This is a genomic window from Streptomyces geranii (genome assembly GCF_002954775.1).
Taxonomy (GTDB): domain Bacteria; phylum Actinomycetota; class Actinomycetes; order Streptomycetales; family Streptomycetaceae; genus Streptomyces; species Streptomyces geranii.
Map to the genome: position 1 here is coordinate 39,122 of NZ_PJME01000006.1, position 20,599 is coordinate 59,720.

General features: G+C 72.1%; 20 protein-coding genes. 9 read left to right on the plus strand and 11 right to left on the minus strand.

The window, feature by feature from the left end; translation table 11 throughout:
- Positions 1-7 precede the first annotated feature (7 nt).
- The 5 genes from CW359_RS10865 (at position 8) to CW359_RS10885 (ending at position 5,150) form a co-directional block, all read left to right on the plus strand.
- On the plus strand, positions 8-763 hold the full coding sequence (locus tag CW359_RS10865; RefSeq protein ID WP_105969648.1) for a (Fe-S)-binding protein: 756 nt from the start codon (positions 8-10) through the stop codon (positions 761-763).
- Complete coding sequence (locus CW359_RS10870) at positions 760-2,241, plus strand: LutB/LldF family L-lactate oxidation iron-sulfur protein (protein ID WP_105969649.1); 1,482 nt, start codon at positions 760-762, stop codon at positions 2,239-2,241. Before CW359_RS10865 ends, CW359_RS10870 begins: the two co-directional genes overlap by 4 nt.
- On the plus strand, positions 2,238-2,891 hold the full coding sequence (locus tag CW359_RS10875) for a LutC/YkgG family protein (RefSeq protein ID WP_105969650.1): 654 nt from the start codon (positions 2,238-2,240) through the stop codon (positions 2,889-2,891). The genes CW359_RS10870 and CW359_RS10875 overlap by 4 nt, the downstream gene beginning before the upstream one ends.
- Before the next feature lie 144 nt (positions 2,892-3,035).
- The gene (locus tag CW359_RS10880) at positions 3,036-3,830 is read left to right on the plus strand and encodes an ABC transporter ATP-binding protein (RefSeq protein WP_105969651.1); all 795 of its coding nucleotides are present in this window, start codon (positions 3,036-3,038) and stop codon (positions 3,828-3,830) included.
- Between the two features lie 9 nt (positions 3,831-3,839).
- Positions 3,840-5,150 (plus strand): ABC transporter permease, encoded by a 1,311-nt coding sequence (locus tag CW359_RS10885; RefSeq protein ID WP_105969917.1) that lies wholly within the window; start codon positions 3,840-3,842, stop codon positions 5,148-5,150.
- A gap of 82 nt (positions 5,151-5,232) precedes the next feature.
- Here CW359_RS10885 and CW359_RS10890 read toward each other — a convergent pair whose 3' ends face one another.
- Entirely contained in the window at positions 5,233-5,802 is a 570-nt protein-coding gene (locus CW359_RS10890) for a TetR/AcrR family transcriptional regulator (RefSeq protein WP_105969652.1), read from the minus strand.
- 151 nt (positions 5,803-5,953) lie between these two features.
- Here CW359_RS10890 and CW359_RS10895 point away from each other — a divergent pair, with 151 nt between their 5' ends.
- Together CW359_RS10895 and CW359_RS10900 are read left to right on the plus strand one after the other, a co-directional pair.
- A complete protein-coding gene (locus tag CW359_RS10895; protein WP_105969653.1) occupies positions 5,954-6,811 on the plus strand; it encodes an AAA family ATPase in 858 nt (285 codons plus the stop codon).
- The gene (locus tag CW359_RS10900) at positions 6,808-8,187 is read left to right on the plus strand and encodes a vWA domain-containing protein (protein ID WP_105969654.1); all 1,380 of its coding nucleotides are present in this window, start codon (positions 6,808-6,810) and stop codon (positions 8,185-8,187) included. Before CW359_RS10895 ends, CW359_RS10900 begins: the two co-directional genes overlap by 4 nt.
- A 10-nt stretch (positions 8,188-8,197) precedes the next feature.
- Here CW359_RS10900 and CW359_RS10905 read toward each other — a convergent pair whose 3' ends face one another.
- The 5 genes from CW359_RS10905 to CW359_RS10925 all read right to left on the minus strand — a co-directional run bounded on the left by CW359_RS10905 (position 8,198) and on the right by CW359_RS10925 (position 13,050).
- On the minus strand, positions 8,198-8,899 hold the full coding sequence (locus CW359_RS10905) for an SDR family oxidoreductase (RefSeq protein ID WP_105969655.1): 702 nt from the start codon (positions 8,897-8,899) through the stop codon (positions 8,198-8,200).
- Between the two features lie 117 nt (positions 8,900-9,016).
- Positions 9,017-9,385, minus strand: coding sequence for a cupin domain-containing protein (locus CW359_RS10910; protein ID WP_105969656.1), 369 nt, complete (start codon positions 9,383-9,385; stop codon positions 9,017-9,019).
- A 110-nt stretch (positions 9,386-9,495) separates the two neighbouring features.
- Positions 9,496-10,539: a ComEC/Rec2 family competence protein gene (locus CW359_RS10915; RefSeq protein WP_105969657.1), complete on the minus strand. Its 1,044-nt coding sequence runs from the start codon at positions 10,537-10,539 to the stop codon at positions 9,496-9,498.
- 28 nt (positions 10,540-10,567) lie between these two features.
- Complete coding sequence (locus CW359_RS10920) at positions 10,568-11,857, minus strand: hypothetical protein (protein ID WP_105969658.1); 1,290 nt, start codon at positions 11,855-11,857, stop codon at positions 10,568-10,570.
- Positions 11,854-13,050: a caspase family protein gene (locus tag CW359_RS10925; RefSeq protein WP_105969659.1), complete on the minus strand. Its 1,197-nt coding sequence runs from the start codon at positions 13,048-13,050 to the stop codon at positions 11,854-11,856. Before CW359_RS10925 ends, CW359_RS10920 begins: the two co-directional genes overlap by 4 nt.
- Positions 13,051-13,178: 128 nt before the next feature.
- On the opposite strand from CW359_RS10925, the gene CW359_RS10930 reads away from it, so the two are divergent.
- Positions 13,179-14,240, plus strand: a complete 1,062-nt coding sequence (locus CW359_RS10930; RefSeq protein WP_105969660.1) for a DUF2235 domain-containing protein — start codon at positions 13,179-13,181, stop codon at positions 14,238-14,240.
- Positions 14,241-14,288: 48 nt separating this feature from the next.
- Here CW359_RS10930 and CW359_RS10935 read toward each other — a convergent pair whose 3' ends face one another.
- From CW359_RS10935 to CW359_RS10955, 5 genes are all read right to left on the minus strand, one after another.
- Entirely contained in the window at positions 14,289-14,945 is a 657-nt protein-coding gene (locus tag CW359_RS10935; protein WP_105969661.1) for a response regulator transcription factor, read from the minus strand.
- Complete coding sequence (locus CW359_RS10940; protein ID WP_105969662.1) at positions 14,942-16,183, minus strand: sensor histidine kinase; 1,242 nt, start codon at positions 16,181-16,183, stop codon at positions 14,942-14,944. Before CW359_RS10940 ends, CW359_RS10935 begins: the two co-directional genes overlap by 4 nt.
- Before the next feature lie 117 nt (positions 16,184-16,300).
- Positions 16,301-17,452, minus strand: coding sequence for an ABC transporter substrate-binding protein (locus tag CW359_RS10945; RefSeq protein ID WP_105969663.1), 1,152 nt, complete (start codon positions 17,450-17,452; stop codon positions 16,301-16,303).
- Between the two features lie 180 nt (positions 17,453-17,632).
- Positions 17,633-18,790 (minus strand): alpha-hydroxy-acid oxidizing protein, encoded by a 1,158-nt coding sequence (locus tag CW359_RS10950; RefSeq protein ID WP_105969664.1) that lies wholly within the window; start codon positions 18,788-18,790, stop codon positions 17,633-17,635.
- 33 nt (positions 18,791-18,823) lie between these two features.
- A complete protein-coding gene (locus CW359_RS10955) occupies positions 18,824-19,417 on the minus strand; it encodes a TetR/AcrR family transcriptional regulator (protein ID WP_105969665.1) in 594 nt (197 codons plus the stop codon).
- A gap of 173 nt (positions 19,418-19,590) precedes the next feature.
- On the opposite strand from CW359_RS10955, the gene CW359_RS10960 reads away from it, so the two are divergent.
- The gene (locus CW359_RS10960; protein ID WP_105969666.1) at positions 19,591-20,565 is read left to right on the plus strand and encodes an SMP-30/gluconolactonase/LRE family protein; all 975 of its coding nucleotides are present in this window, start codon (positions 19,591-19,593) and stop codon (positions 20,563-20,565) included.
- Positions 20,566-20,599 lie beyond the last annotated feature (34 nt).

The window sequence follows — 20,599 nt, forward strand, 5'->3', positions numbered from 1 at the left end:
AGCTGCGATGCGTGTCGCCCTGTTCCTGACCTGTGTCAACGACACGCTCTATCCGGACACGGGCCGCGCCGTGGTGAAACTGCTGACCAGGCTGGGCGTCGAGGTCGACTTCCCGATGGCGCAGACCTGCTGCGGGCAGGCGCACTACAACACCGGGTACCGGCACGAGGCCGAGCCGCTCGCCCGGCATTTCTCCGATGTATTCGGGGGGTACGAGGCGATCGTGACGCCCTCCGGGTCGTGCGGGGCGATGGTGCGGGAGCTGTATCCCCGGATGGGTGAGCGGGCGCGGGCCGAGGGGCGTGGGGAGTCGCTCGCGGCCACGCTGGCGCCGGTCGTGCCGAAGACGTACGAGCTGACGGAGTTCCTGGTGGACGTGCTGGAGGTGACGGACGTGGGCGCCTACTACCCGCACACCGTCACCTACCACCCGACCTGCCACGGTCTGCGCGGGCTCGGGCTGGCCGACCGGCCGCGCAGGCTGCTCCAGGCCGTCAAGGGGCTGGAACTGCGCGAGTTGCCGGGGGCCGACGAGTGCTGTGGGTTCGGCGGGACGTTCGCGCTGAAGAACTCCGATGTCTCGGCGGCGATGGGCGCGGACAAGGTGCGCAACGCCGAGTCGACGGGCGCGGAGGTGCTGTGCGCCGCCGACAACTCGTGTCTCATGCACATCGGCGGCACCATGACCCGGCTCTCCACGGGGATGCGGCCGGTGCACATCGCGGAGATCCTGGCGAGCACGGAAGAGGAGCCCCTCACATGAGCGGCGGGACGTTCGTCGGGATGCCGGCCTTTCCCAAGGCGGCCCACGAGGCGGTCAACAACCAGACCCTGCGCGGAAATCTGCGTCACGCCACCCACACGATCCGCGGGAAACGGGCGAAGGCCGTCGCCGAGATGTCCGACTGGGCGGAGTTGCGGGAGGCGGGCAAGCGGATCAAGGACCACACGCTCCGCCATCTCGACACCTATCTGGTGCAGTTGGAGGAGTCGGTCACGGCCGCGGGCGGTGTCGTCCACTGGGCCGCCGACGCGGACGAGGCCAACCGGATCGTCGTCGAACTGGTGCGGATGACCGGGGAGTCGGAGGTCGTCAAGGTCAAGTCGATGGCCACGCAGGAGATCGGGCTCAACGAGGCTCTGGAGGCCGAGGGCATCGCGGCCTACGAGACCGATCTCGCCGAGCTGATCGTGCAGTTGGGCAAGGACCGGCCCTCGCACATCCTCGTCCCGGCGATCCACCGCAACCGGGGCGAGATCCGGGACATCTTCGCGCGCGAGATGAGCGAGTGGGGCCGCCCGGCCCCCGAGGGCCTCACCGACACACCCGCCGAACTGGCCGAGGCGGCACGCCTTCACCTCCGGGAGAAGTTCCTGCGCGCCAAGGTGGGCGTCTCCGGCGCCAACTTCATGGTCGCCGAGACGGGCACCCTGGTGGTGGTCGAGTCGGAGGGCAACGGTCGGATGTGCCTGACCCTCCCCGAGACGCTGATCTCGGTCGTCGGCATCGAGAAGATCGTGCCGACCTGGCGCGACCTGGAGGTCTTCCTCCAGACCCTCCCCCGCTCCTCGACCGCCGAGCGCATGAACCCGTACACGTCGACCTGGACCGGCACGACGGACGGCGACGGCCCCCAGACCTTCCACCTGGTCCTGATCGACAACGGCCGCACCGACACCCTCGCGGACGAGGTCGGCCGCCAGGCCCTGCGCTGCATCCGCTGCTCGGCCTGTCTCAACGTCTGCCCGGTGTACGAGCGGGCCGGCGGCCACGCCTACGGCTCGGTCTACCCCGGCCCGATCGGCGCCATCCTCAGCCCCCAACTCCGGGGCACCGCAAGCGAGATCGACGCCTCACTCCCGTACGCCTCCTCGCTGTGCGGGGCCTGCTACGAGGTCTGCCCGGTCGCCATCGACATCCCCGAGGTGCTCGTGCACCTGAGGGAGCGGGTCGTCGAGGGCGGGCCGGTGACGCGGGACGGCAACAAGGTGGTGCTGAAACCGGCGAAGGGCCATGCCGCCGAGCGGGCCGCGATGCGTGCCGCCCGTTGGGCGTTCAGCCACCCCGGCGCCCTGCGCACGGGCCAGCGGCTCGCGTCCCGGACGCGCCGCTTCCATCCCCGTACCCTGCCGGGGCCCGGCAAGGCCTGGAGCGGGACCCGTGATCTGCCGGCCGTTCCTGCGGAGCCGTTCCGCGACTGGTGGCAGCGCACCAACGGCGGAAAGGACACCTCCAAGTGAACAGCCGCGAACTGATCCTGGGCCGGGTGCGCCGCGCGCTCGCGGACGTGCCCCACGACGACACGCCGTACGACCAGGCCGTCGACCGCGACTATCTGCGCGAGCACGGAGACCGGAGCGTCGAGGAGACGGTCGAACTCCTCGCCGAGAACCTGGCGGACTACCGGGCGATCGTGCACCGCTGCACCGCCGGTGAACTGCCCGCCCTGCTCGCCGGGATACTGGCCGCGCGCGGCTCCGCGTCGGTGCTCGTCCCGCCGGGGCTCCCACCCGAGTGGCTGTCGGCCGCCGACACCACCCGCGTCCACGACCGCGCGGACAGCACCGTGTACGACCTGGACAAGGTGGAGAGCGTCGTCACGGCCTGCGCCCTGGCAGTCGCCGAGACCGGCACCATCGTCCTGGACGGCTCCCCCGACCAGGGCCGCCGCCGGATCACCCTCGTCCCCGACCACCACATCTGTGTCGTGCGGGTCCCCGAGCAGGTCGTCGCGTCCGTCCCACAGGCCCTCGAACTCCTCGACCCCGTACGCCCGTTGACCTGGATCTCCGGTCCTTCCGCGACCAGCGACATCGAACTCGACCGGGTGGAGGGCGTGCACGGGCCGCGCACGCTGGAAGTGGTGCTGGTGAGCGGCGGGGGCGGCTGAAGCTGCGCTCTGCCGGGGGTGTCGCTGAGTACACCCCCCGATACGGGTCCTGCACCCAATGTGGTGTGCCCGCCCTCTCCGTAGCGTCGTGAGCGAGGCACCGGACGGTGCTCAACTCGGCTTCCGGCAGAGGGTGATGACGGGATGTTCCGCTCAGGCGCACGACGGACGCACGACCAGGGACCGGCCCCGGAGGCGCTGCGACTGGTCAAGGTCAGCAAGACGTACGGGAGTTACGGGAGCGACGACAGCGCGGTGCGGGCCCTCGACGAGGTGACCCTGAGTCTGCGGCGGGGCACCTTCACCGCCGTCATGGGGCCCTCGGGGTCCGGCAAGTCCACGCTGTTGCAGTGCGCGGCCGGGCTCGACCGGCCGGACGGCGGGATCGTGACGGTCGACGGCACGGAGCTGACGGGCGACGGCGAGGCCGCGCTGACGCGGTTCAGGCGGCGGCGGATCGGCTTCGTCTTCCAGCAGTACAACCTGCTGCCGACGCTGACCGTCGCGCAGAACACGATCCTGCCGCTCAAGCTGGCCGGCCGGCGCGTCGACCGTGGGCGCGTCCAGGAGATCCTCACGGCGGTCGGGCTCGGCGACCGGCTCGGGCACCGCCCCGACCAGCTCTCCGGCGGGCAGCGGCAGCGGGTCGCCATCGCGCGGGCGCTGGTCGCCGAACCCCGGGTGATCTTCGCGGACGAGCCGACGGGCGCGCTCGACTCGCGCAGCGCGCGGGACGTGCTGGCGCTGCTGCAGCAGGCGGTCAAGGTGCACGGCAGGACGGTCGTCATGGTGACGCACGACCCGGTGGCCGCCTCCTACGCGGACTCCGTGCAGTTCCTCGCGGACGGGCGGCTCGCGGGCCGGCTCCAGGCGCCGACCGTCGACGCGGTGGCCGAGCGGCTGGCGCACCTGGGCGACGACATGCCGACGGGGGTGTGAGTCATGGTGATGCTGACGCTCGCCCTGCGGTCGGTCCGGCAGCGGCCCGGACAGTTCGCGTCGACGCTGCTCGCCGCCTTCCTGGGCGCCGGGGTGATCATGACGTTCAACTCGCTGCACGACACGGCCGGGCAGCCGGGTGTGGACTCCGTGAGCGCGGAGACCCTGTCCATGGCGGCGGGCGTGGTCGGCGGCTACGGCACGCTGCTGGTCTTCTTCGCCGTCGCCTCGACCCTCACCGTCAACGTCCGCCGCCGCTCGGTCGAGTTGGAGCTGCTGCGCTGCTCGGGGGCGACTCCGGCGCAGATCAAGCGGATGGTCGTGGGTGAGGCGGTGGTCGTCGCCCTGGTGGGGGCGCTGCTGGCGGTCGGCCCGGCGATGCTAGGCGGCCGGGCGCTGCTGGACATGTTCCAGGACACCGGCCAGGTATCGCGGTCCGTCGACCACGCCTTCGGTCCCGTCGCGCTGCTGTCCGGCGTCGACATCACCCTGCTCGCCTCGGCGGGCGCCGCGTTCCTGGCCGTACGCCGGACCACCCGCCGGGCCGGGCGGCACGACCGCGTACGGAAGTTCGCCGCCTGGGCGGCCCTGCTCACCGGCGGTCTCGCGGTCTGCTCCACCTTCGCCCTCTCGGCGACGGACGCGGCGCTGATGGCGGCTCCGGCTTACGGGGCGATCCTGCTGTCGGTGGGCTGCGCGCTGCTCTCACCGAAGCTGCTGACGGGGGTGCTCGACCGGCTGCCGCTGACGGGCGCGAGCGGCTGGCTGGCCGTACGGGATCTGCGTCAGCGGGCCGGGCGGCTCGCCGGGATCCTCATGTCGCTGGTCCTGTTCACGGCGGTGGCGACGGCGACCCTCTGCATGCAGTCCGTGGAGAGCGACGCGACGGCGGCCTCGGGGCTGCGGAAGTCGGTCGAGGCGAAGAACCTGGAGACGCTGAACCTCACGGTCGTCGGCATTGTCGTGGTGTTCGTCTGCGTGATGCTGGTCAACTCCCTCTACGCCGAAACGACGTACCGGGCACGGGAGTTCGGCCAGCAGCGGCTCGCGGGTGCGACTCCGGGCCAGGTGCTGGGCACGGTCGCCGTCGAGGGCGTGATCGTGACGGCGACGGGGGTACTCCTCGGTACGGCGGCGGGGCTGGCCGGGATCGTGCCGTTCACGGTCGTCCGTACCGACGAGGTGTTGCCGGGGCAGACGCTCGGGATCTGGCTGGCGGTCGTCGCGGTGGCCGTGGCGGTGACGCTGGGGACGAGTCTGGTCACGGCGCGGCGGGTGCTGCGGACGCCCGCGGTGGTGGCGGTCGCGGTCGCCGCGTGAGCCGGCTTCACGAGTTGTGCGGGCTGTGCGGGGCCGGTCGCTTCGGTGACCGGCCCCGCACAGCCCGCTCACGCCAGTCCGCTCACGCCAGTCCGGCCGCGTCCATCAGGGCCGTCGCCGTCACCGTGGTCAGCCCGGTCAGTGACTCGATGCGCGCGCCGGCCCGGGCGCTCGCACCGTCGAAGACGAGCATCAACTGCCGGGCCAGCAGCTCGGGTTCACGCGCGCCCCCCGCTTCTCCCTGACCACGGAACCACTCCTGGAGGCTCTCCTTGGCCGCCTGGGCGACCAGACTCGCCGGGTGCGCCGGGTCCTTCAGCTCGACGAGCGCGGCCAGAAAGGGGCAGCCCTGGTAGCCGGGTTCCAGGGCGGCCGTCTCCAGCCGCTCGAACAGGTCCAGGATGCGCTCGCGCGGGGTATCCGCGTCCAGCGGGCCGGGCACGAGCTGCTCCGCGTAGGCGGCCGAGCGTCGGTCGAGGCTGGCCGCGAGAACGTCGTCCTTGCTCGCGAAGAGCTGGTACATCGACCGCTTGGAGACCCCGGCGGCCTTGCACAGGGCCTCGACGCCGATGGAGACGCCGTCGCGGTAGAACAGCTCGGCGGCGGCGTCGAGCAGCCGGTCGCGCGGGGGCGCCTTGTCCGTGGTGGCCATACGGCGAGGTTACCTCGCGGCCGGGCAGCGGGGAAACCGATCGGTTCACCCGTGACAGAGGTGGTGAACAAGCGCTTAGATAGGAGATCCGAACCTGTTCGCACACCTTCGCACCCCACGAACGCCGAGCACGCCCACGCTGGAGGCCCCGTTGTTCACATCCGTCGACGACGTCTCCGCGCGCCTCGCCGAGACCGGCTACCTGGCCTCCCCCGCCGTCGCCACCACGGTCTTCCTGGCCGACCGGCTCGGCAAGCCGCTCCTGGTGGAGGGCCCGGCGGGCGTCGGCAAGACCGAGCTGGCCAAGGCAGTCGCCGAGATCGCGGGCGCCGAGCTGATCCGCCTCCAGTGCTACGAGGGCGTCGACGAGTCGCGGGCACTGTACGAGTGGAACCACGCCAAGCAGCTCCTGCGCATCAGCGCGGGCCGCGACGAGACCTGGGACGCGACCCGCTCGGACATCTTCAGCGAGGAGTTCCTCCTCCCCCGGCCCCTGCTGACCGCGATTCGCGGCGACGAGCCCAAGGTCCTGCTGATCGACGAGACCGACAAGGCGGACGTCGAGGTCGAGGGCCTGCTGCTCGAAGTGCTCTCGGACTTCCAGGTCACGGTCCCCGAGCTGGGCACGATCACCGCGACCCGCCGCCCCTTCGTCGTCCTCACCTCAAACGCCAGCCGCGAACTCTCCGAGGCCCTGCGCCGCCGCTGCCTGTTCCTCCACATCGGCTTCCCCGACGCCGAGTTGGAGCGCAGGATCGTACGGCTGAAGGTGCCCGGCCTGGACACGGCGCTGGCCGAGTCGGTGGTCCGGGTGGTGGGCGCGCTGCGCGCCATGGACCTGCGCAAGGTGCCGTCGGTCGCGGAGACCATCGACTGGGCCCGCACCCTGCTGGCCCTGGGCGCGGACACCCTCGACGAGACGGTCGTACGGGACACCCTGGGCGTTCTCCTCAAGCATCAGGACGACGTCCTCAAGGCGAGCGCCAAGTTGGACCTGGACGCGCTGTGAACGCCCGCTCGACGCAGGCCGGTTCGGCCGACGGTGTCGGTGAACGGCTGACGGGACTGGTCGGGGCGCTGCGCTCGCACGGCGTCCGGATCGGCACCGGGGAGACCGTGGACGCGGCGCAGGCGGTGGCCGTACTCGGCTTCACGGACAGGGAGTTGCTGCGCGAGGGACTGGCGGCGACCCTGCTGCACGGCCACGACCAGCGCCCGGTGTTCGACCCCGTCTTCGACCTGTACTTTCCCCGCAGTGTCGGGGCGCCCGACGCACAGCCCGCCGAGCGTGACGAACTGCGCGACCGGCTCGCCGCCGCGCTCACCGCCAACGACCTTGCGCTGCTTGCCCAGTTGGCCGTCGAGGCGGTCGACGGCTTCGGCGGCTACGGTTCCTCGCCGGGCTCGGACGGCTGGTCGTCGTACCAGACCCTGGACCGGCTCCGGCCGCAGACCCTGCTGGCCCGGGTGCGGGCGAGCCTGCGGGAGGGGGCCGGGGAGTCGGGGTTCGCCGACCGGCTGCTCGACGACGAGATCAGGCGGCGGATCGAGGAGTTCCGGCGGCTGGTCGGGGCGGAGGCGCGGCGCCGGGTGGCCGAGCGGCGCGGGCGGGACGAGATCGCCCGGCGGGCGGTCGCGCAGACCGCCGACCGGGTCGACTTCCTGATCGCCGGACGTGCCCAACTGGCCGAACTGCGCAGGGCTGTTCAGCCGCTCGCGCGCAAGCTCGCCACCCGGCTGGCGGCCCGCCGCCGCAAGGCCGCGCGCGGCTCGATCGATCTGCGGCGCACGGTGCGCGCGTCGCTGTCGACGGGCGGGGTGCCGATGCGGCCGGTGCTGCGCCGGCGCCGGCCCGCGCGGCCCGAACTGGTGCTGCTGTGCGATGTGTCGGGCTCGGTGGCCGGCTTCTCCGACTTCACGATGCTGCTGGTGCAGGCGCTGCACGACCAGTTCAGCAAGGTGCGGGTGTTCGCCTTCGTCAACCGGGTCGACGAGGTGACCGGGCTGCTCGCGCACGGCACGGCCGACCCCGAGGGGCTGGGCGCCCGCATCCGCGCGGAGGCGACCCTGACGGGCTGGCACGGCAGCAGCGACTACGGCGTCGCCCTGGGCGAGTTCACGGAGCGGTACGGCGGCGTGGTCGGGCCGCGGACGACCGTGTTCGTGCTCGGTGACGCCCGGACGAACATGAGCGACCCGAACCTGCCCGCCGTACGCCTGCTGGCCGAACGGGCCCGCCGGGTCTACTGGTTGAACCCCGAGGGGCGCTCGCAGTGGGGCACGGGTGACTCGGCGGCGCCCGCGTACGCCGAGTTGGTGGAGATGCGGGAGTGCCGCAACGCCCGCCAACTCGGCGCGCTGATCACCCGGTTGCTGCCGGTGTGACGGCGGCGGGCTACGCGGTGAGTTGCGGGTAGAGCGCCTCGACGCCCGCCGACAGTCCCGCCTTCACCTGGCGGCTGAGGTCGTCGGCCAGCACCTCGAAGGCGCCGGTCTCGATGCCGTCCAGGGCCTGTGCGGCGACGCCCTCGGGCGTGGACTTAGGGGCGTCGATTCCGGCGGTCAGGTCGGTGTCGACATAGCCGACGTGCAGTCCCGTGACGTCGATGCCGCGCGGCTTCAGGTCGAGTCGCAGGGAGTTGGTCTGGGACCAGAAGGCGGCCTTGGAGGCGCTGTAGGAGCCCGCGAGGCCGATCCAGGACAGCACCGAGTGGACGTTCAGCAGGTGGCCGCCGCCGTTGCGCTCGATGACCGGGACGAAGGCGCGGGTGACCAGGAGGGGGCCGTAGAAGTTGGTCTCGAACTCGCGGCGCACGTCGTCCACGGGCGAGTCCAGGAAGTTGGCGTTCACCGAGGCGCCGGCGTTGTTGATCAGGACGGTCACGTCCTGGGCCAGCTCGGCCGCCGCCGCGACGGACGCGGGGTCGCTGACCTCCAGGGCCAGCGGCACGGCGTCGGGGTGGGTGACGGTCCGGGGGTCGCGGGCCGTGGCGTACACCTTCTTCGCGCCCCGTTCGTAGAGGGCTTCGACCAGTGCCCGGCCGATGCCGCGGCTGCCGCCGGTGACGAGGGCGACCGAGCCTTCGATGCGCGTCATGAGGTTCTCCTGGGGCGTGGAACGGGGGGTGCGGGACAGCCGGGACGAAACAGAAAACCGATCGGTTTCCTCGCCGACTCCACGAGAGTAAACCGATCGGTTTCCCAGGGGCAAATCTCAGCTTCCCTCCGGCGCCTTCGCGTAGTCCTGTGCCATGCCACCCGCGAAGTCGTAGAGGATGACCTGTTCCTCACCGACGACCCACGCGTCGTGCCCGGGCGGGCACATGAAGACGTCGCCGGGGCCCACCTCGCCCTCGCCGCCGTCGTCCATGCGCAGATGCATCCGGCCCTGGACGACATAGCCGTTGTGGTGGATCTCGCAGCTCGTCGTGCCCGCGATCGGCCCGACGGACTCGGACCAGCGCCAGCCCGGCTCGAAGGTCCCCACGGCGAAGTCGAGCCCGGTGAGGTGTACGGCCTCGACGTGCCCCTTGGGGAAGTCGCGCCGTTCGTCCGGCTTCTCGACGGTCTTGATCTCCAGCATGTCGTCTGCCTCCCAAACCCCTCCATGGCTGTCGGACCCCCCGGTCCCTGGCGTTCCCTTCCATCGTCCGCCTGTCAAGCCGTGGCCGCCATCCGGGCTACGGACGGGCGTCAGAGTTCGAAGGTCACGAAGCCGTCGTCGGCGTCCGGGGGCGGTGCCGTCACCGTGTAGCCGAAGCGGTTCTTCAGCGAGGTGACGTCCCAGAGCGCGGCCCGGTCGCGGTAGTTGAAGACGATCTCCTTGCGGTCCCCGCCGTGCCGGAGGATCCGGGACATGGCGACGTCGTCGGGGTGGCCGTGCCTGGCCCCGCTGGTGGAGATCAGATAGCGGTCGCAGTCGAGGAGGTCCAGGAGATCCGTGGAGAGGTTGCGTCCGCTGCCGTGGTGGGCGACCTTCAGGGCGTCCACGTGCAGCCGCCCGCCCGCCGCCTCCGCCCGGGGCCGCAGCGAGGCGGCCAGCCGGCGGTCGTCCGCGTCGCCGGTGAGGACGATCCGCCGGTCCTCGAACTCGAAGAGCAGTCCGATGCTGGTGACGTTCGTCGGCGAGGTGTCCGCCTTGAAGGGGGTGGCGGCGAGCCGCTCGACGTCCACGGCGCCGCCGAAGTGCTCGAAGCCGGGCACGGCGGGCGGCTCGTCGGGGTCCCGGCCCGGGATCAGCCCGTGCGCGGCGCACTCCTTCACCCACACCGGGGCCAGCCGCTCCAGCTGCCGGCGGTCGGGCGAGAGCACCTCCATCGTGGACCCGTCGTCGAACCACCCGAGCTGCCGCCCCACCTCGGCGCTCCGCCCGCCGAAGGAGTCGTTCCAGGGCATCTTCCGCTCCAGCAGCGCGCTGGTCAGCCTCTCCCCGTCCTGTGCGCCGAACCCCTCGGCGTCGAGGAGGTGGTCGAAGCCGTTGAACCAGACGTCCCCGAACTCCACCGACCGCTCCGGGTCGTCGAGCAGGGCGAGCACGCCGAGGATGTGGTCCTGGTCGACATGGGTGACGACGAGGAGGTCGACCAGTCCGTCGAGTCCGGCGAGCACCGGTTTGATCCGCGGATACGTTCCGGCCCGGCCGCCGTCGACGAGGATCCGCCGGACGAACGTGTCGTCACCGTATTCGAGGAGCAGGCAGTCGCCGTCCTCGCCGGACATCATCGTGAGCCGGATCATCGCGGCCTCCCTCGCCGGGTCTCTCGCGTCACTGGGGCACTCCCCGCAGGCCGACGATCACGAAGGGCTCGCGCATGTCCACGCGGTAGGACAGCAGCCGGGCCTGATCCAGGCGGCTCGCGCACTCCGGGTCGTCGGGGAACTCGGAGAGGCCGTGGATGAGGCGGCTCAGGCCCAGGGTGAAGACGGGGACGCCCCGGTCGAAGGCCTCGACGAGCGCGTCCCGTGCCGCGCGCAGCTCGGCCTCGGTGTGGGCGCGGCGCAGATGCCGCATGCCCCACAGCACCGAGCCGTCGCTGAGCCAGGGGAACTCCCGGCGCAGATGGTCCAGCCAGGCGTCCCAGCGGTGCCGCCGGTCGGTCAGCTCGCTGCCGACGAGGACATAGGCGCCGGCCACTGCCGCGAGAGGGTTGTCCATCTTGGCGTAGAGCAGTTCCTCGGCGTCCTTCACCAGCGCCGCCGCCGTGTCGAAGGCGCCCCGGGCCATGTAGCCGAGGGCGGGTCCCACCCGGCTGTCGCGGACGGCGACGGAGACGGTGCTGCCGGTCGGGCTCTGGCGTTCGTTGACCAGCACCTCGATCTGCGCGTCGCCCCAGGGCGCGGGGAGGGTGACGACGTACTCGGCGCCGGTGAGCGAGACGACGAGGAACTGCCGTCGGCCCATGGGGTCCCGGGGGCGGGTCGGTGTGCCCTGTTCGTCGACGGGTCCGTGCGGGCCGAAGCGGTAGAGGCGGGCGGCGGCGTCGCCGAGGTCGAGGCTGGGCACGGTGTGGGGCGCGGAGCGGGCCAGGCCGAGGGCGATCGGTTCCGGGGAGGGAGCGTCGGTCAGGGCGAGCAGCGGGCCGAAGTGCCGGCTCTCCGGTTTCGGGTCGCCGACCCAGACCGCGCTCCCCGGCGGCACCACCCCGCCGCTCGTCCCCCACACCCCGGATCGCGACCCGCGCGAGCGGGGCACCGGGATCGTCGCGTCGTCGTGGTAGGCGCCGTACGGCTCGATGTTGCCCATGAGGTACTGCCAGGAGTGCGACGCGTAGGGCGAGGGCGCGGTGCGCAGCGTCACCTGGGTGTCGCGGCCCTCGCTGGCCTCGGCGTCCTTGGACAGGACGACGCCTGAGGGCAGGGTCGCGGAGACGATGTAGTGCCCGGGGTCGACCTCGTAGCGGGCCGCCGGTGCCGAGGTCCCGCAGGGGAAGAGGACGCCCCGGTGGGCGCTGCCGGTGCCGTCGGCGGGGTGGATGTCGCCGACGACCTTCGCGCCGTCGGGCAGGTCGGACTCGTGCAGGCTCAGTGCCACGGTGACGCTCAGGCCGGTGCTCATGACGGCTTCCCCAGCTGCACGCGCCGGAACACCGGGCGTACGGTCACCGGCTTGGTGCGTACCTCGTCGTCGCCGAGGTGGGCCTCGAAGACGTAGTTGCCGAAGCCGAGTTCGATGGCCCACTCGCTCTCGGGGTCGTCCCCGTCGATGTCGTCGGCCGGCCGCCGCAGCGGCTCCCGGCCGCCGCCTCCGCCGTCCTGTCCGTCCTCCCGGCACACGAACTCGGCGGCGGCGTTGTCGCTGGCCGGGTCGCAGCCGACGTACACCGGGACGACCGGGGTGCCGGGGAGCCGGTGGAGGACGAAGACGGGGAGTTCGCCGACCGAGGGGACCTGGACGCCCGCGACGGCTCCGGCGAAGCGCGGCTGGTGCATGAAGTGGTCGATCGCCGTGAGGAGTTGGGAGGTGTTGACGCGCCAGTCGCCCTCGGGGTCGTCGCTGGCGGCCCCGGCGAGGCTCTTCAGCAGGGCCTCGGTGAAGAGGCTGACCTGTCCGGGCCTGGCGTGCGAGCGGTCGCCGGACAGGGTGGCGTAGTAGGGGATGTGGAAGCGCCGGGGCAGGTCCAGCGGGCGCGGGCCCGCGCCGAGCGGGGTGCGGCCGGCGAACCTCGTGCCCGAACTCTCGATCAGGACATCGGAGTTGGAGCGGCAGGCGTCGACGAAGAAGACCTGCTGGCCGGCCTTGCACCGCTTGAGGCCGTTCATCAGGCCCGCGAAGTCCAGTGCGCCGTTGAGGGGGTTGTGGTGGTCGGCGAAGATGTCGGCGGCGAGCAGGGCCATGTCCTCGCCCTGGGAGATGCCGTGGCCGCAGAAGTAGAAGAGCAGCCGGTTGTCGACGTGGGTGTCCCCCCGGTCGTACCAGTCGGCGACCGCGGTGACGATGTTGTCGATGGTGGCGTCGTCGATGTCGTGTCCGGTCCCGGTGCGGGGGTCGGTGAACGGCGTCGGACGCTCCTCGCCGAGCAGCAGGGCGACGCTGCCGAGGGGGCGTTCGGGGTCGTTGTACTCGGTGAGCAGCCAGGTGGCGAAGGCGCGGGCGGAGAGCGGGGGCGAGCTGAGCTGCCGCATTCCGTCGGAGTCGGCGACCGGTGACTCGCCGCCCGCGAGGTGCGGGTATCTGCCGACGCCGACGACCAGCGCGTGGGTGCGGGGCGGGTCGGCCGCCTCTTCGAGATGGATCACTGAACCGGCCATGGATCCTCCGGAACACCACGGCTCCCGAGCATGCCCGCGGGCAGTATTTCTCCTACTATATTTCTTTAAGGCGGCTATGTCCTGGCATACGCCGGGGACGGCCGACGTCAGCGAACGCGAGGCCCGCCATGGCCAAGAACCTCGTCATCTGCCTGGACGGCACGGGCAACCAGCTGCGGGCGAAGGGCAACACGAACGTCGTGCGGCTCTACGAGATGCTGGACCTCTCCGATCCCGCCAGGCAGCTCGCGTACTACGACCCCGGGGTCGGCACCTTCTCCTCGGCGGGCGCCTGGACGGCCTTCGGCCGCAAACTGTCGAAGCTCTTCGGGCTCGCCTTCGGCTCCGGGCTGCGGGTCAACCTCGCGGAGGCGTACACCTATCTGATGCGGCACTACCGACCCGGCGACCACATCTATGTGTTCGGCTTCAGCCGGGGCGCGTACACGGCCCGGGCGCTCACCGGGATGCTCAAGGCGGTCGGTCTGCTGCGGCCCGGTATGGAGAACCTGGTGCCGTACGCCGTGTCGGTCTACGCCAGGAACAAGAACCTGAGCGCCGCCGACTGGGCCCAACTGCACCATTTCGCGGGCACGTTCAGTATCAAGGCGGAGGGCAGGACCGGGATCCCCGTCGAGTACCTGGGCATCTGGGACTCCGTGAAGGCGGCCGGCATCCTGCGCTGGAACCTGCGCTGGCCGCACACCCGCCAACTCCCGAACGCCGACCGGGTCCGGCACGCCGTCGCCATCGACGAGAAGCGCACGCCCTACCGGGAGTACCTGGTGACGCCGGGCGAGCGGCCCGCGCTGCCGGACGGGGTCGAGCAGGTGTGGTTCGCGGGGGTGCACTCGGACGTCGGCGGCACCTTCGAGGACGATCACCGGCTGGCGAGCATCGCCCTCAAGTGGGTCGTGGACGGCGCGCTGGGCCCCGACGGCAAGGGGCTGTTGCTGAGACCCGGGGCGTACCGGCGCGAGGTGACGCTCGACCCCGGGTTCGCGCTGGGCAAGGTGCACCGGATGGGCTGGGTCTGGGCGCTGCTGACGTACCGGCGCCGTCGGCTGCCCCCTCAGGTCCGGGTGCACGCGAGCGTCCGGGCCCGGGCGGAGGAGTTCCAGGACTACGGTTCCCGCATCCCGGGGACGGCGCCCTGGGCGGACGAGGACTGGCTCACCGCCCGGGGATGACGGTCCGCCCGGACTCCCCCGGCGAGCACTTCCGACTCCCCCTCCCCGTCAGGTGAGTTCGAGTACGCCTCGGCGTACGGCCTCCGTGACCGCCGCCGCCCTGTTGTCGACCTTGAGCTTGCGGTAGACGCGCACGAGGTGGGTCTTGACCGTGGCCTCGCTGAGGAACAGGGCCTCGGCGATGGCCCGGTTGCCGAGCCCCTCGGCCAGCAGCCGTACGACCTCGATCTCGCGCCCGCTCAACTCGCGCTCCGGGTCGACCACTTGGCCGACGAGCGCCCCGACGGCCTCCGGTGCCAGGCCCAGTGCCCCGGCGGCGGCCCCGCGCACCGCGCGGAACAGCTCCTCCGGCGGCCCCGCCTTGAGGACGTAGCCCCGGGCGCCCGCCTCCAACGCCCGTACCACCTCGGCCCGTCCGGCATAGCTGGTCAGCATCACCACGGCCACGCCGGGCGCCTCGGCGGCGAGCCTGCGGATGGCCTCGATGCCGTCGATCCCGGCGCCCCGGCCGCCGAACCGGAGGTCCATCAGCGCGACGTCGGGACGCGTCCGGACGACCAGTTCGACCGCTTCCTCGCCGCTGCCCGCCTCGGCGATCACGTCGAGGTCCGGTTCGCCGTCCAGGAGGGCGCGCAGTCCGGCCCGTACGACGGCGTGGTCGTCGGCGATGACGACCCGCAGCGGTCCGGCCGCCTCCGCCGTCATCCGACGGCCGCCGTGGGGACGGGCACTGCGGTGGGCTGCGGGCGGGGTCGGGCGGAGAGTGTGGCGCGGACGCGGGTGCCCCGGCCCGGTTCGCCGCGGACGTCCAGGTCGCCGCCGTACTCGCGCAGCCTGGCCCGTGCGGCGGGCAGGCCGAAGCCGCGGCCCGGGGTCTGCGCGGTGCGGGCGAAGGTCTCGGCCGGGTCGAAGCCGACGCCGTCGTCGCTGACTTCGAGGTCCACCCGGTCGGGCCGCCGACTGAGGGTGACCTGCACGTTCACCGCGCGGGCGTGTTCGCGGACGTTGGCCAGCGTGCTCTGGGCGACCCGGAACAGGGTGGTGGCCGCGTGTTCGTCGAGGACGGGCTGGGGGTCGCCGACCGACCGGAACCGCACCCGCGCCGCCGTGCCGTCGGCCTGGGAGCGGGCGCACAGGACGCGCAGCGCGCCTTCGAGGCCGGTCTCGGCGACGGCGGACGGGGTGAGGTCGCCGATCATGCGGCGGGTCTCGGTGAGGTTGGTGCCCAGGCCGTCGGCGACCGCCCGCACCCGGGTGCGGGCCACGTCGGGGCGGTCGTCCCAGTCGCGTTCGGCGGCCTGGAGCAGCATCAGCCCGCCCGCGAGTTCCTGGGCGAGCGTGTCGTGCAGATCGCGGGCGATGCGCGTCCGCTCGTCCAGCACACCGGCCCGGCGCTGCTGCCGGGCGACGAGGTCCCGGGTGTCGCGCAGCTCCTCGACGAGACGGCGGCGCACCTCGGCGTCCCGCTGCTGGGCGCGGTAGAGGGCGACCGTGCCCCAGACGGCCGCCACCGGCACCAGTACGACGTCCGGCACGAACCGCCCGCTCGCCTCGACCAGGGCGACGACGAGGACGACGGTGATCACGGCGAGCGTGGCCCCCGCGGACCGCCGCCCGAGCACCCGCTGCGCCGCACAGGCCAGCGGCAGGGCGCACCACACATAGGCGGAGGTCAGCACGTCCGGGACGAGGAAGAGCAGCGTCCCCCAGAGCAGGAGCAGCGAGGGAATCCACGCCCCTCGCCCGACCGCCCCGAGCCGCTCCCACAGGACGAGTCCGGCCGCGTAGGTGAGCGCGAGCAGCCCGCTGACGGTGGCGACGTACCAGCACAGCGGGCTGTTCAGCCGGGCGAGCTGGAGCAGCGCGGAGGCGACGACGACGAAGAACGCCAGGTGCGACACATGCTCCAGCGTGGGCCGACTCCCACGAAAACGGTCGAGCACGGCAGGTCTCCCAGGGCGGACTTGATCAATCGAACAAGGACCCGATCCTATCGACCGCCTGTATGACCCGTGTGAGGGGCGCGATCAGCACCCACCGGCCCGCAGCCGAGTACCCGCCTACGCCCCGGGGTGCAACCCCAACCACCCGGGCGTCGGATCGCCCTTCACCTCACCGAAGTACAGAGCGAACGTCTGCTTCCACCGCTCGATCCCCGCCCGGTCCGCCATGAACCGGGGGAACCCGTCGAGATGGGCGTTCGGATACGTCCAGACCGGCTTCAGCCCGCCCGCCGGAGCGACATCCGTCCGCACCGACCAGCCGTTGAACGCGCTCTGCTGCTGAGCGGCCGACAGCTGCCAGTTGAGGTACAGCTTCGCGGCCGTCGTGTTCCTGCCCGCCTTGAGGATCGCCGCCCGCTGGCCCCAGGCCATGAAGGGGTGCCCCTCGGCGACGGCCCAGCGGGACGCCGCCGTGGACGGTGCCACGAGCGAGCCCGAGCCGCCGACGCCGAGCGCCTTCTGGCCGCCGGCGACGGCCAGTCCGGGCGTGTGGCTGCCCCGGGCGAAGCGGACGTCCTGGGTGGCGAACCTGGCGGCCCAGTCCCAGCCGTAGTGGTCGACGTAGAGCTTGAAGAGGTAGAGGACGGCGTCGTCGTCGTGCGGGTACGACGACGCGATCCGGCCCTTCCACTTCGGGTCGACGAGGTCGAGCGGGGACTTGGGGACGTCGGCGCCGACCGCGGCGACGTTGTACGAGTAGCTGAAGCCGATCACCGCGATGGCGGTCCAGGCGCCGTGCCGGTCCTTGAGGCCGTCGTACACCTTGGAGAAGCCCGCCGGCTTGTAGTGGAGCAGTCGGCCCTGTTCCTTCCAGCGGGTGAAGTCCTGGAGCGTCTGGAGCTGGACGACGTCGGGGACGAGGGTGTCGGTCGCGAACTGGTTGTCGACGCGGACGTCGTGGTACTTGCTGTAGTCCACGACGACCTTGAGGTCGATCTCGGGGAAGCGGGCGGCGAAACCGGCCCGGATCCCGTTGCCCTGGCCGTCGATGTCGCCGCCCGCGTAGATGACGAGCTTCCCGCCCTCGGCGAGCGCGGCCTTGTACAGCTCGTCGAGGGTCCGGGTCTCCTCGGCGCCGCCCGCCGGGCGGGAGCCGGTGGTGGCCGGGGCCGCGGCGGCGGCGGTCCCGGTGGCACCGAGAGCGCCGACGCCGAGGGCCGCTCCGGCTCCGGTGGCGAGTACACGTCGTCTGCTGAGGAAGCTGGACACTCTGCGGGCCTCTCTGATGGGGGGAAGTTCTCCTGGGGGGTCTTCGGCTCGATCCTGACGCGGGCGAGAGGGTGTCCGCGTCGGCTGTACGGAGCGTGGCGGCGGGCGGCCGGACGAATCCCCGTTCAACCGATCGGTTGAACGGGGGCCATCACGAGGCGGGCGGGAGCGGCGGGCCGGTCAGAGCGCCTGGAGGGCCTCGGGGACCAGGTCGGCGAGGGACGGGTAGCCGTCCACCGCCATGATCAGGTCGGCCTCGGCGAGCAGGGACCGCAGGACGTGGACGATGCCGTCGGTGCCGCCGAGGGCGCAGCCGTAGGCGTACGGGCGGCCGATGCCGACCGCTGTCGCGCCCAGGGCGAGGGCCTTGACGATGTCGGCGCCGCCCCGGACTCCGGAGTCGAAGAGGACCGGCAGTCCGTCCGCCGCCTCGACGACGCCGGGCAGGGCGGCCAGCGCGGGGAGGCCGCCGTTGGCCTGCCGGCCGCCGTGGTTGGAGCAGTACAGGGCGTCCACTCCGGCGTCGCGGGCCCGGCGGGCGTCCTCGGGGTGGCAGATGCCCTTGAGGATCAGGGGGAGGTCGGTCAGTGTGCGCAGCCAGTCGAGGTCGTCCCAGGTGAGCGGGTTGCCGAAGATCTGGGTCCACTGGAGGATCGCGGACTGCGGGTCCTCCTCGGGCGGCCGGGCGAGCGTGGCCCGGAAGGCGGGGTCGGTCAGGTAGTTGGCGAGGCAGTGGCCGCGCAGCTGGGGGAAGTTGGCCGTCGCGAGGTCTCTCGGGCGCCAGCCGGTGATCCAGGTGTCGAGGGTGACGACGATGCCCCGGTACCCGGCCCGCTCGGCGCGCTGGACGAGGCTCTCGGCGATGCTCCGGTCGGTCGGGGTGTAGAGCTGGAAGTAGCCCGGGGTGTCGCCGAGTTGGGCGGCCACGTCCTCCAGCGGGTCGACGGAGAGCGTGGAGGCGACCATCGGCACGCCGGTACGGGCGGCGGCGCGGGCGGTTGCCAGGTCGCCGTGGCCGTCCTGGGCGCACAGGCCGATGACGCCGACCGGCGCGAGGAACACCGGCGACGGCAGGGTCGTACCGAACAGCTCGACGGTCAGGTCGCGTTGGGCCGCGCCGACGAGCATGCGCGGGATCAGTCCCCAGCGGGCGAAGGCGGCGACGTTGGCGCGCTGGGTGTGCTCGTCGCCCGCGCCCCCGGCGACGTACGACCACACGGAGGGCGGGAGCGCGGCGCGGGCGCGCTCTTCCAACTCGGCGAACTCCATGGGGAAGGACGGGAGAACACCGCCCAGGCCGCCCAGGTAGATCTCGTTCTGGTAGTCGGCGAACGCCATGCGGGCGGCTCCCTTTCCCTCAGGTCGAGCGGCTCAGACGGCCCGTGGCCGGGCGTGCAGGAGTAGGTGGTCGGCGAGCAGTTCCAGCGCGGCCTGGCTGTCGTCGGTGTCGCGGTCGACGAGCCAGATCATGTTGAGGCCGTCGATCGTCGAGAGGACGTAGCGCGCGAGCACCGGCACGGGCCGCGTCCACTCGATCCCGGCGTTGTCGGCGGCGAGTTCGAGCAGCGAGGCGAAGGCGCGCAGGAAGATCTCGTACTGCTTCCCGGCGACGTCCTCGAAGCCGGGGTTGCGCAGCGCGTACTGGGTGAGTTCGTAACTGATCTGGTGCTCGCCGGGGTTGGCCTCGAAGCCCTTCCAGAAGGCGTGCAGGCTGTCGAGGACGCTGTCGCGGATGTCCTTGTGCGGGGCGAACAGGCCGCGCACCTCGGCGACGTACCGCTCGGTGAGGGTCTCCGTGACGAGTTCGAGGAGCTGGGCCCTGGACTCGAAGCAGTAGTGGAAGGCACCGAGGGTCATGCCCGCCTCGGTGACCACCGCGCGGGTGGTGGCCTTGGCGACGCCGTCGCGCGCCATGACCCGGATGGCCGCTTCGAGCAGCTCCGCCCTCCGGTCGCTCGCCGCCATGCGGGGCACGCGTTCTCCTCTGCGCAGGGGTCTCACCTGTTGGTTCGGCCGTCAGGATAGCCAACCGTCCCGGCAGAAGTAAGTCAGCTGTCCAGGACGCTTGACTTACTTCTGTCGTTTGGGCCACGGTAGCGGAAGACGAACGCCGGGCAGGAGCAGCCTCAGGAGGCAGGGTGCGAGCGAAGGCCACAGTCGTCCTGGACGGCTACGGCGTCCTGGAGTCACTGCGCTGGCACGACGACGCCCTGTGGTTCTGCGACCTCGCGCACGGGACGGTGCACCGCTGGGACACCCGGGGCGAGCCGGAGACGGTGCTGGAGGTGCCGGGCCGGGCGGGTGGCCTGGGCTGGCTGCCGGACGGACGGCTGCTGGTCGTGTCCATGGACGAGCACCGCGTGTACCGGCGGGAGCCGGACGGCTCGCTCGTCGTGCACGCCGATCTGTCGGACATCGCCGGGGGTCCGGCCAACGACATGTTCGTCGACCGGCTGGGCCGGGCCTACGTCGGCAACTTCGGCTTCGACTACCACGGCTTCGTCCGCGAGCGGCCCAACTCGATGCTCTACATCCCGCCCGGACCGCCGACGACAGCTGTCGCCTGTTTCTCCCCCGAGGGTGAACTGCTGGGCCTGAGCGAGCCGTTGGTGTTCCCGAACGGCATGTTCGCGCTCGACGACGAGTCCACGCTCCTGGTCGCCGAGACCCTCGCGATGCGCCTCACCGCGCTCCCGATTCTCCCCGACGGCCGGCTGGGCCCGCCCCGCCCCTGGGCCCCGCTGATCCCCGCCGCCCTGTGGTCGTCCCTCAACCACCCCGGGCTCCTGGGCCGGATCACCCGGCGGGTCTCGGCCCTCCTCGACCACCGCGCCATCGCGGACCGTTCGGCAAGCCCGATCGCCCCCGACGGCATCGCACCCGGCCGCGACGGTACGGCGTGGGTCGCCAACGCGCTGCGCGGCGAGTGCGTCCGGGTCGGACCGGGCGGCGCGATCCTCGACCGCGTCGCCACGAGCCAGCCCACGCTGAGCTGCCTGGTCGCGGGCCCGGACGGCAACACCCTGTACGCGGCGACGACACCGACCGACGACCCGCAGCGCGCGGCGGGGCTGGGCGGATCGCGGCTGGAGGCGTACGTCCTGCCGTCCTGACCGCGTATCCCTCGCCAACTCGGCCTACCCTCCC

What these genes read in the sequence shown, in the direction of transcription:
- CW359_RS10865 (WP_105969648.1), top strand. Translation starts at nt 8, where the DNA reads ATGCGTGTCGCCCTGTTCCTGACCTGTGTCAACGACACGCTCTATCCG.
- CW359_RS10870 (WP_105969649.1), top strand. Translation starts at nt 760, where the DNA reads ATGAGCGGCGGGACGTTCGTCGGGATGCCGGCCTTTCCCAAGGCGGCC.
- CW359_RS10880 (WP_105969651.1), top strand. Translation starts at nt 3,036, where the DNA reads ATGTTCCGCTCAGGCGCACGACGGACGCACGACCAGGGACCGGCCCCG.
- CW359_RS10885 (WP_105969917.1), top strand. Translation starts at nt 3,840, where the DNA reads ATGCTGACGCTCGCCCTGCGGTCGGTCCGGCAGCGGCCCGGACAGTTC.
- CW359_RS10890 (WP_105969652.1), bottom strand. Translation starts at nt 5,802, where the DNA reads ATGGCCACCACGGACAAGGCGCCCCCGCGCGACCGGCTGCTCGACGCC.
- CW359_RS10905 (WP_105969655.1), bottom strand. Translation starts at nt 8,899, where the DNA reads ATGACGCGCATCGAAGGCTCGGTCGCCCTCGTCACCGGCGGCAGCCGC.
- CW359_RS10910 (WP_105969656.1), bottom strand. Translation starts at nt 9,385, where the DNA reads ATGCTGGAGATCAAGACCGTCGAGAAGCCGGACGAACGGCGCGACTTC.
- CW359_RS10915 (WP_105969657.1), bottom strand. Translation starts at nt 10,539, where the DNA reads ATGATCCGGCTCACGATGATGTCCGGCGAGGACGGCGACTGCCTGCTC.
- CW359_RS10920 (WP_105969658.1), bottom strand. Translation starts at nt 11,857, where the DNA reads ATGAGCACCGGCCTGAGCGTCACCGTGGCACTGAGCCTGCACGAGTCC.
- CW359_RS10925 (WP_105969659.1), bottom strand. Translation starts at nt 13,050, where the DNA reads ATGGCCGGTTCAGTGATCCATCTCGAAGAGGCGGCCGACCCGCCCCGC.
- CW359_RS10930 (WP_105969660.1), top strand. Translation starts at nt 13,179, where the DNA reads ATGGCCAAGAACCTCGTCATCTGCCTGGACGGCACGGGCAACCAGCTG.
- CW359_RS10935 (WP_105969661.1), bottom strand. Translation starts at nt 14,945, where the DNA reads ATGACGGCGGAGGCGGCCGGACCGCTGCGGGTCGTCATCGCCGACGAC.
- CW359_RS10950 (WP_105969664.1), bottom strand. Translation starts at nt 18,790, where the DNA reads ATGGCGTTCGCCGACTACCAGAACGAGATCTACCTGGGCGGCCTGGGC.
- CW359_RS10955 (WP_105969665.1), bottom strand. Translation starts at nt 19,417, where the DNA reads ATGGCGGCGAGCGACCGGAGGGCGGAGCTGCTCGAAGCGGCCATCCGG.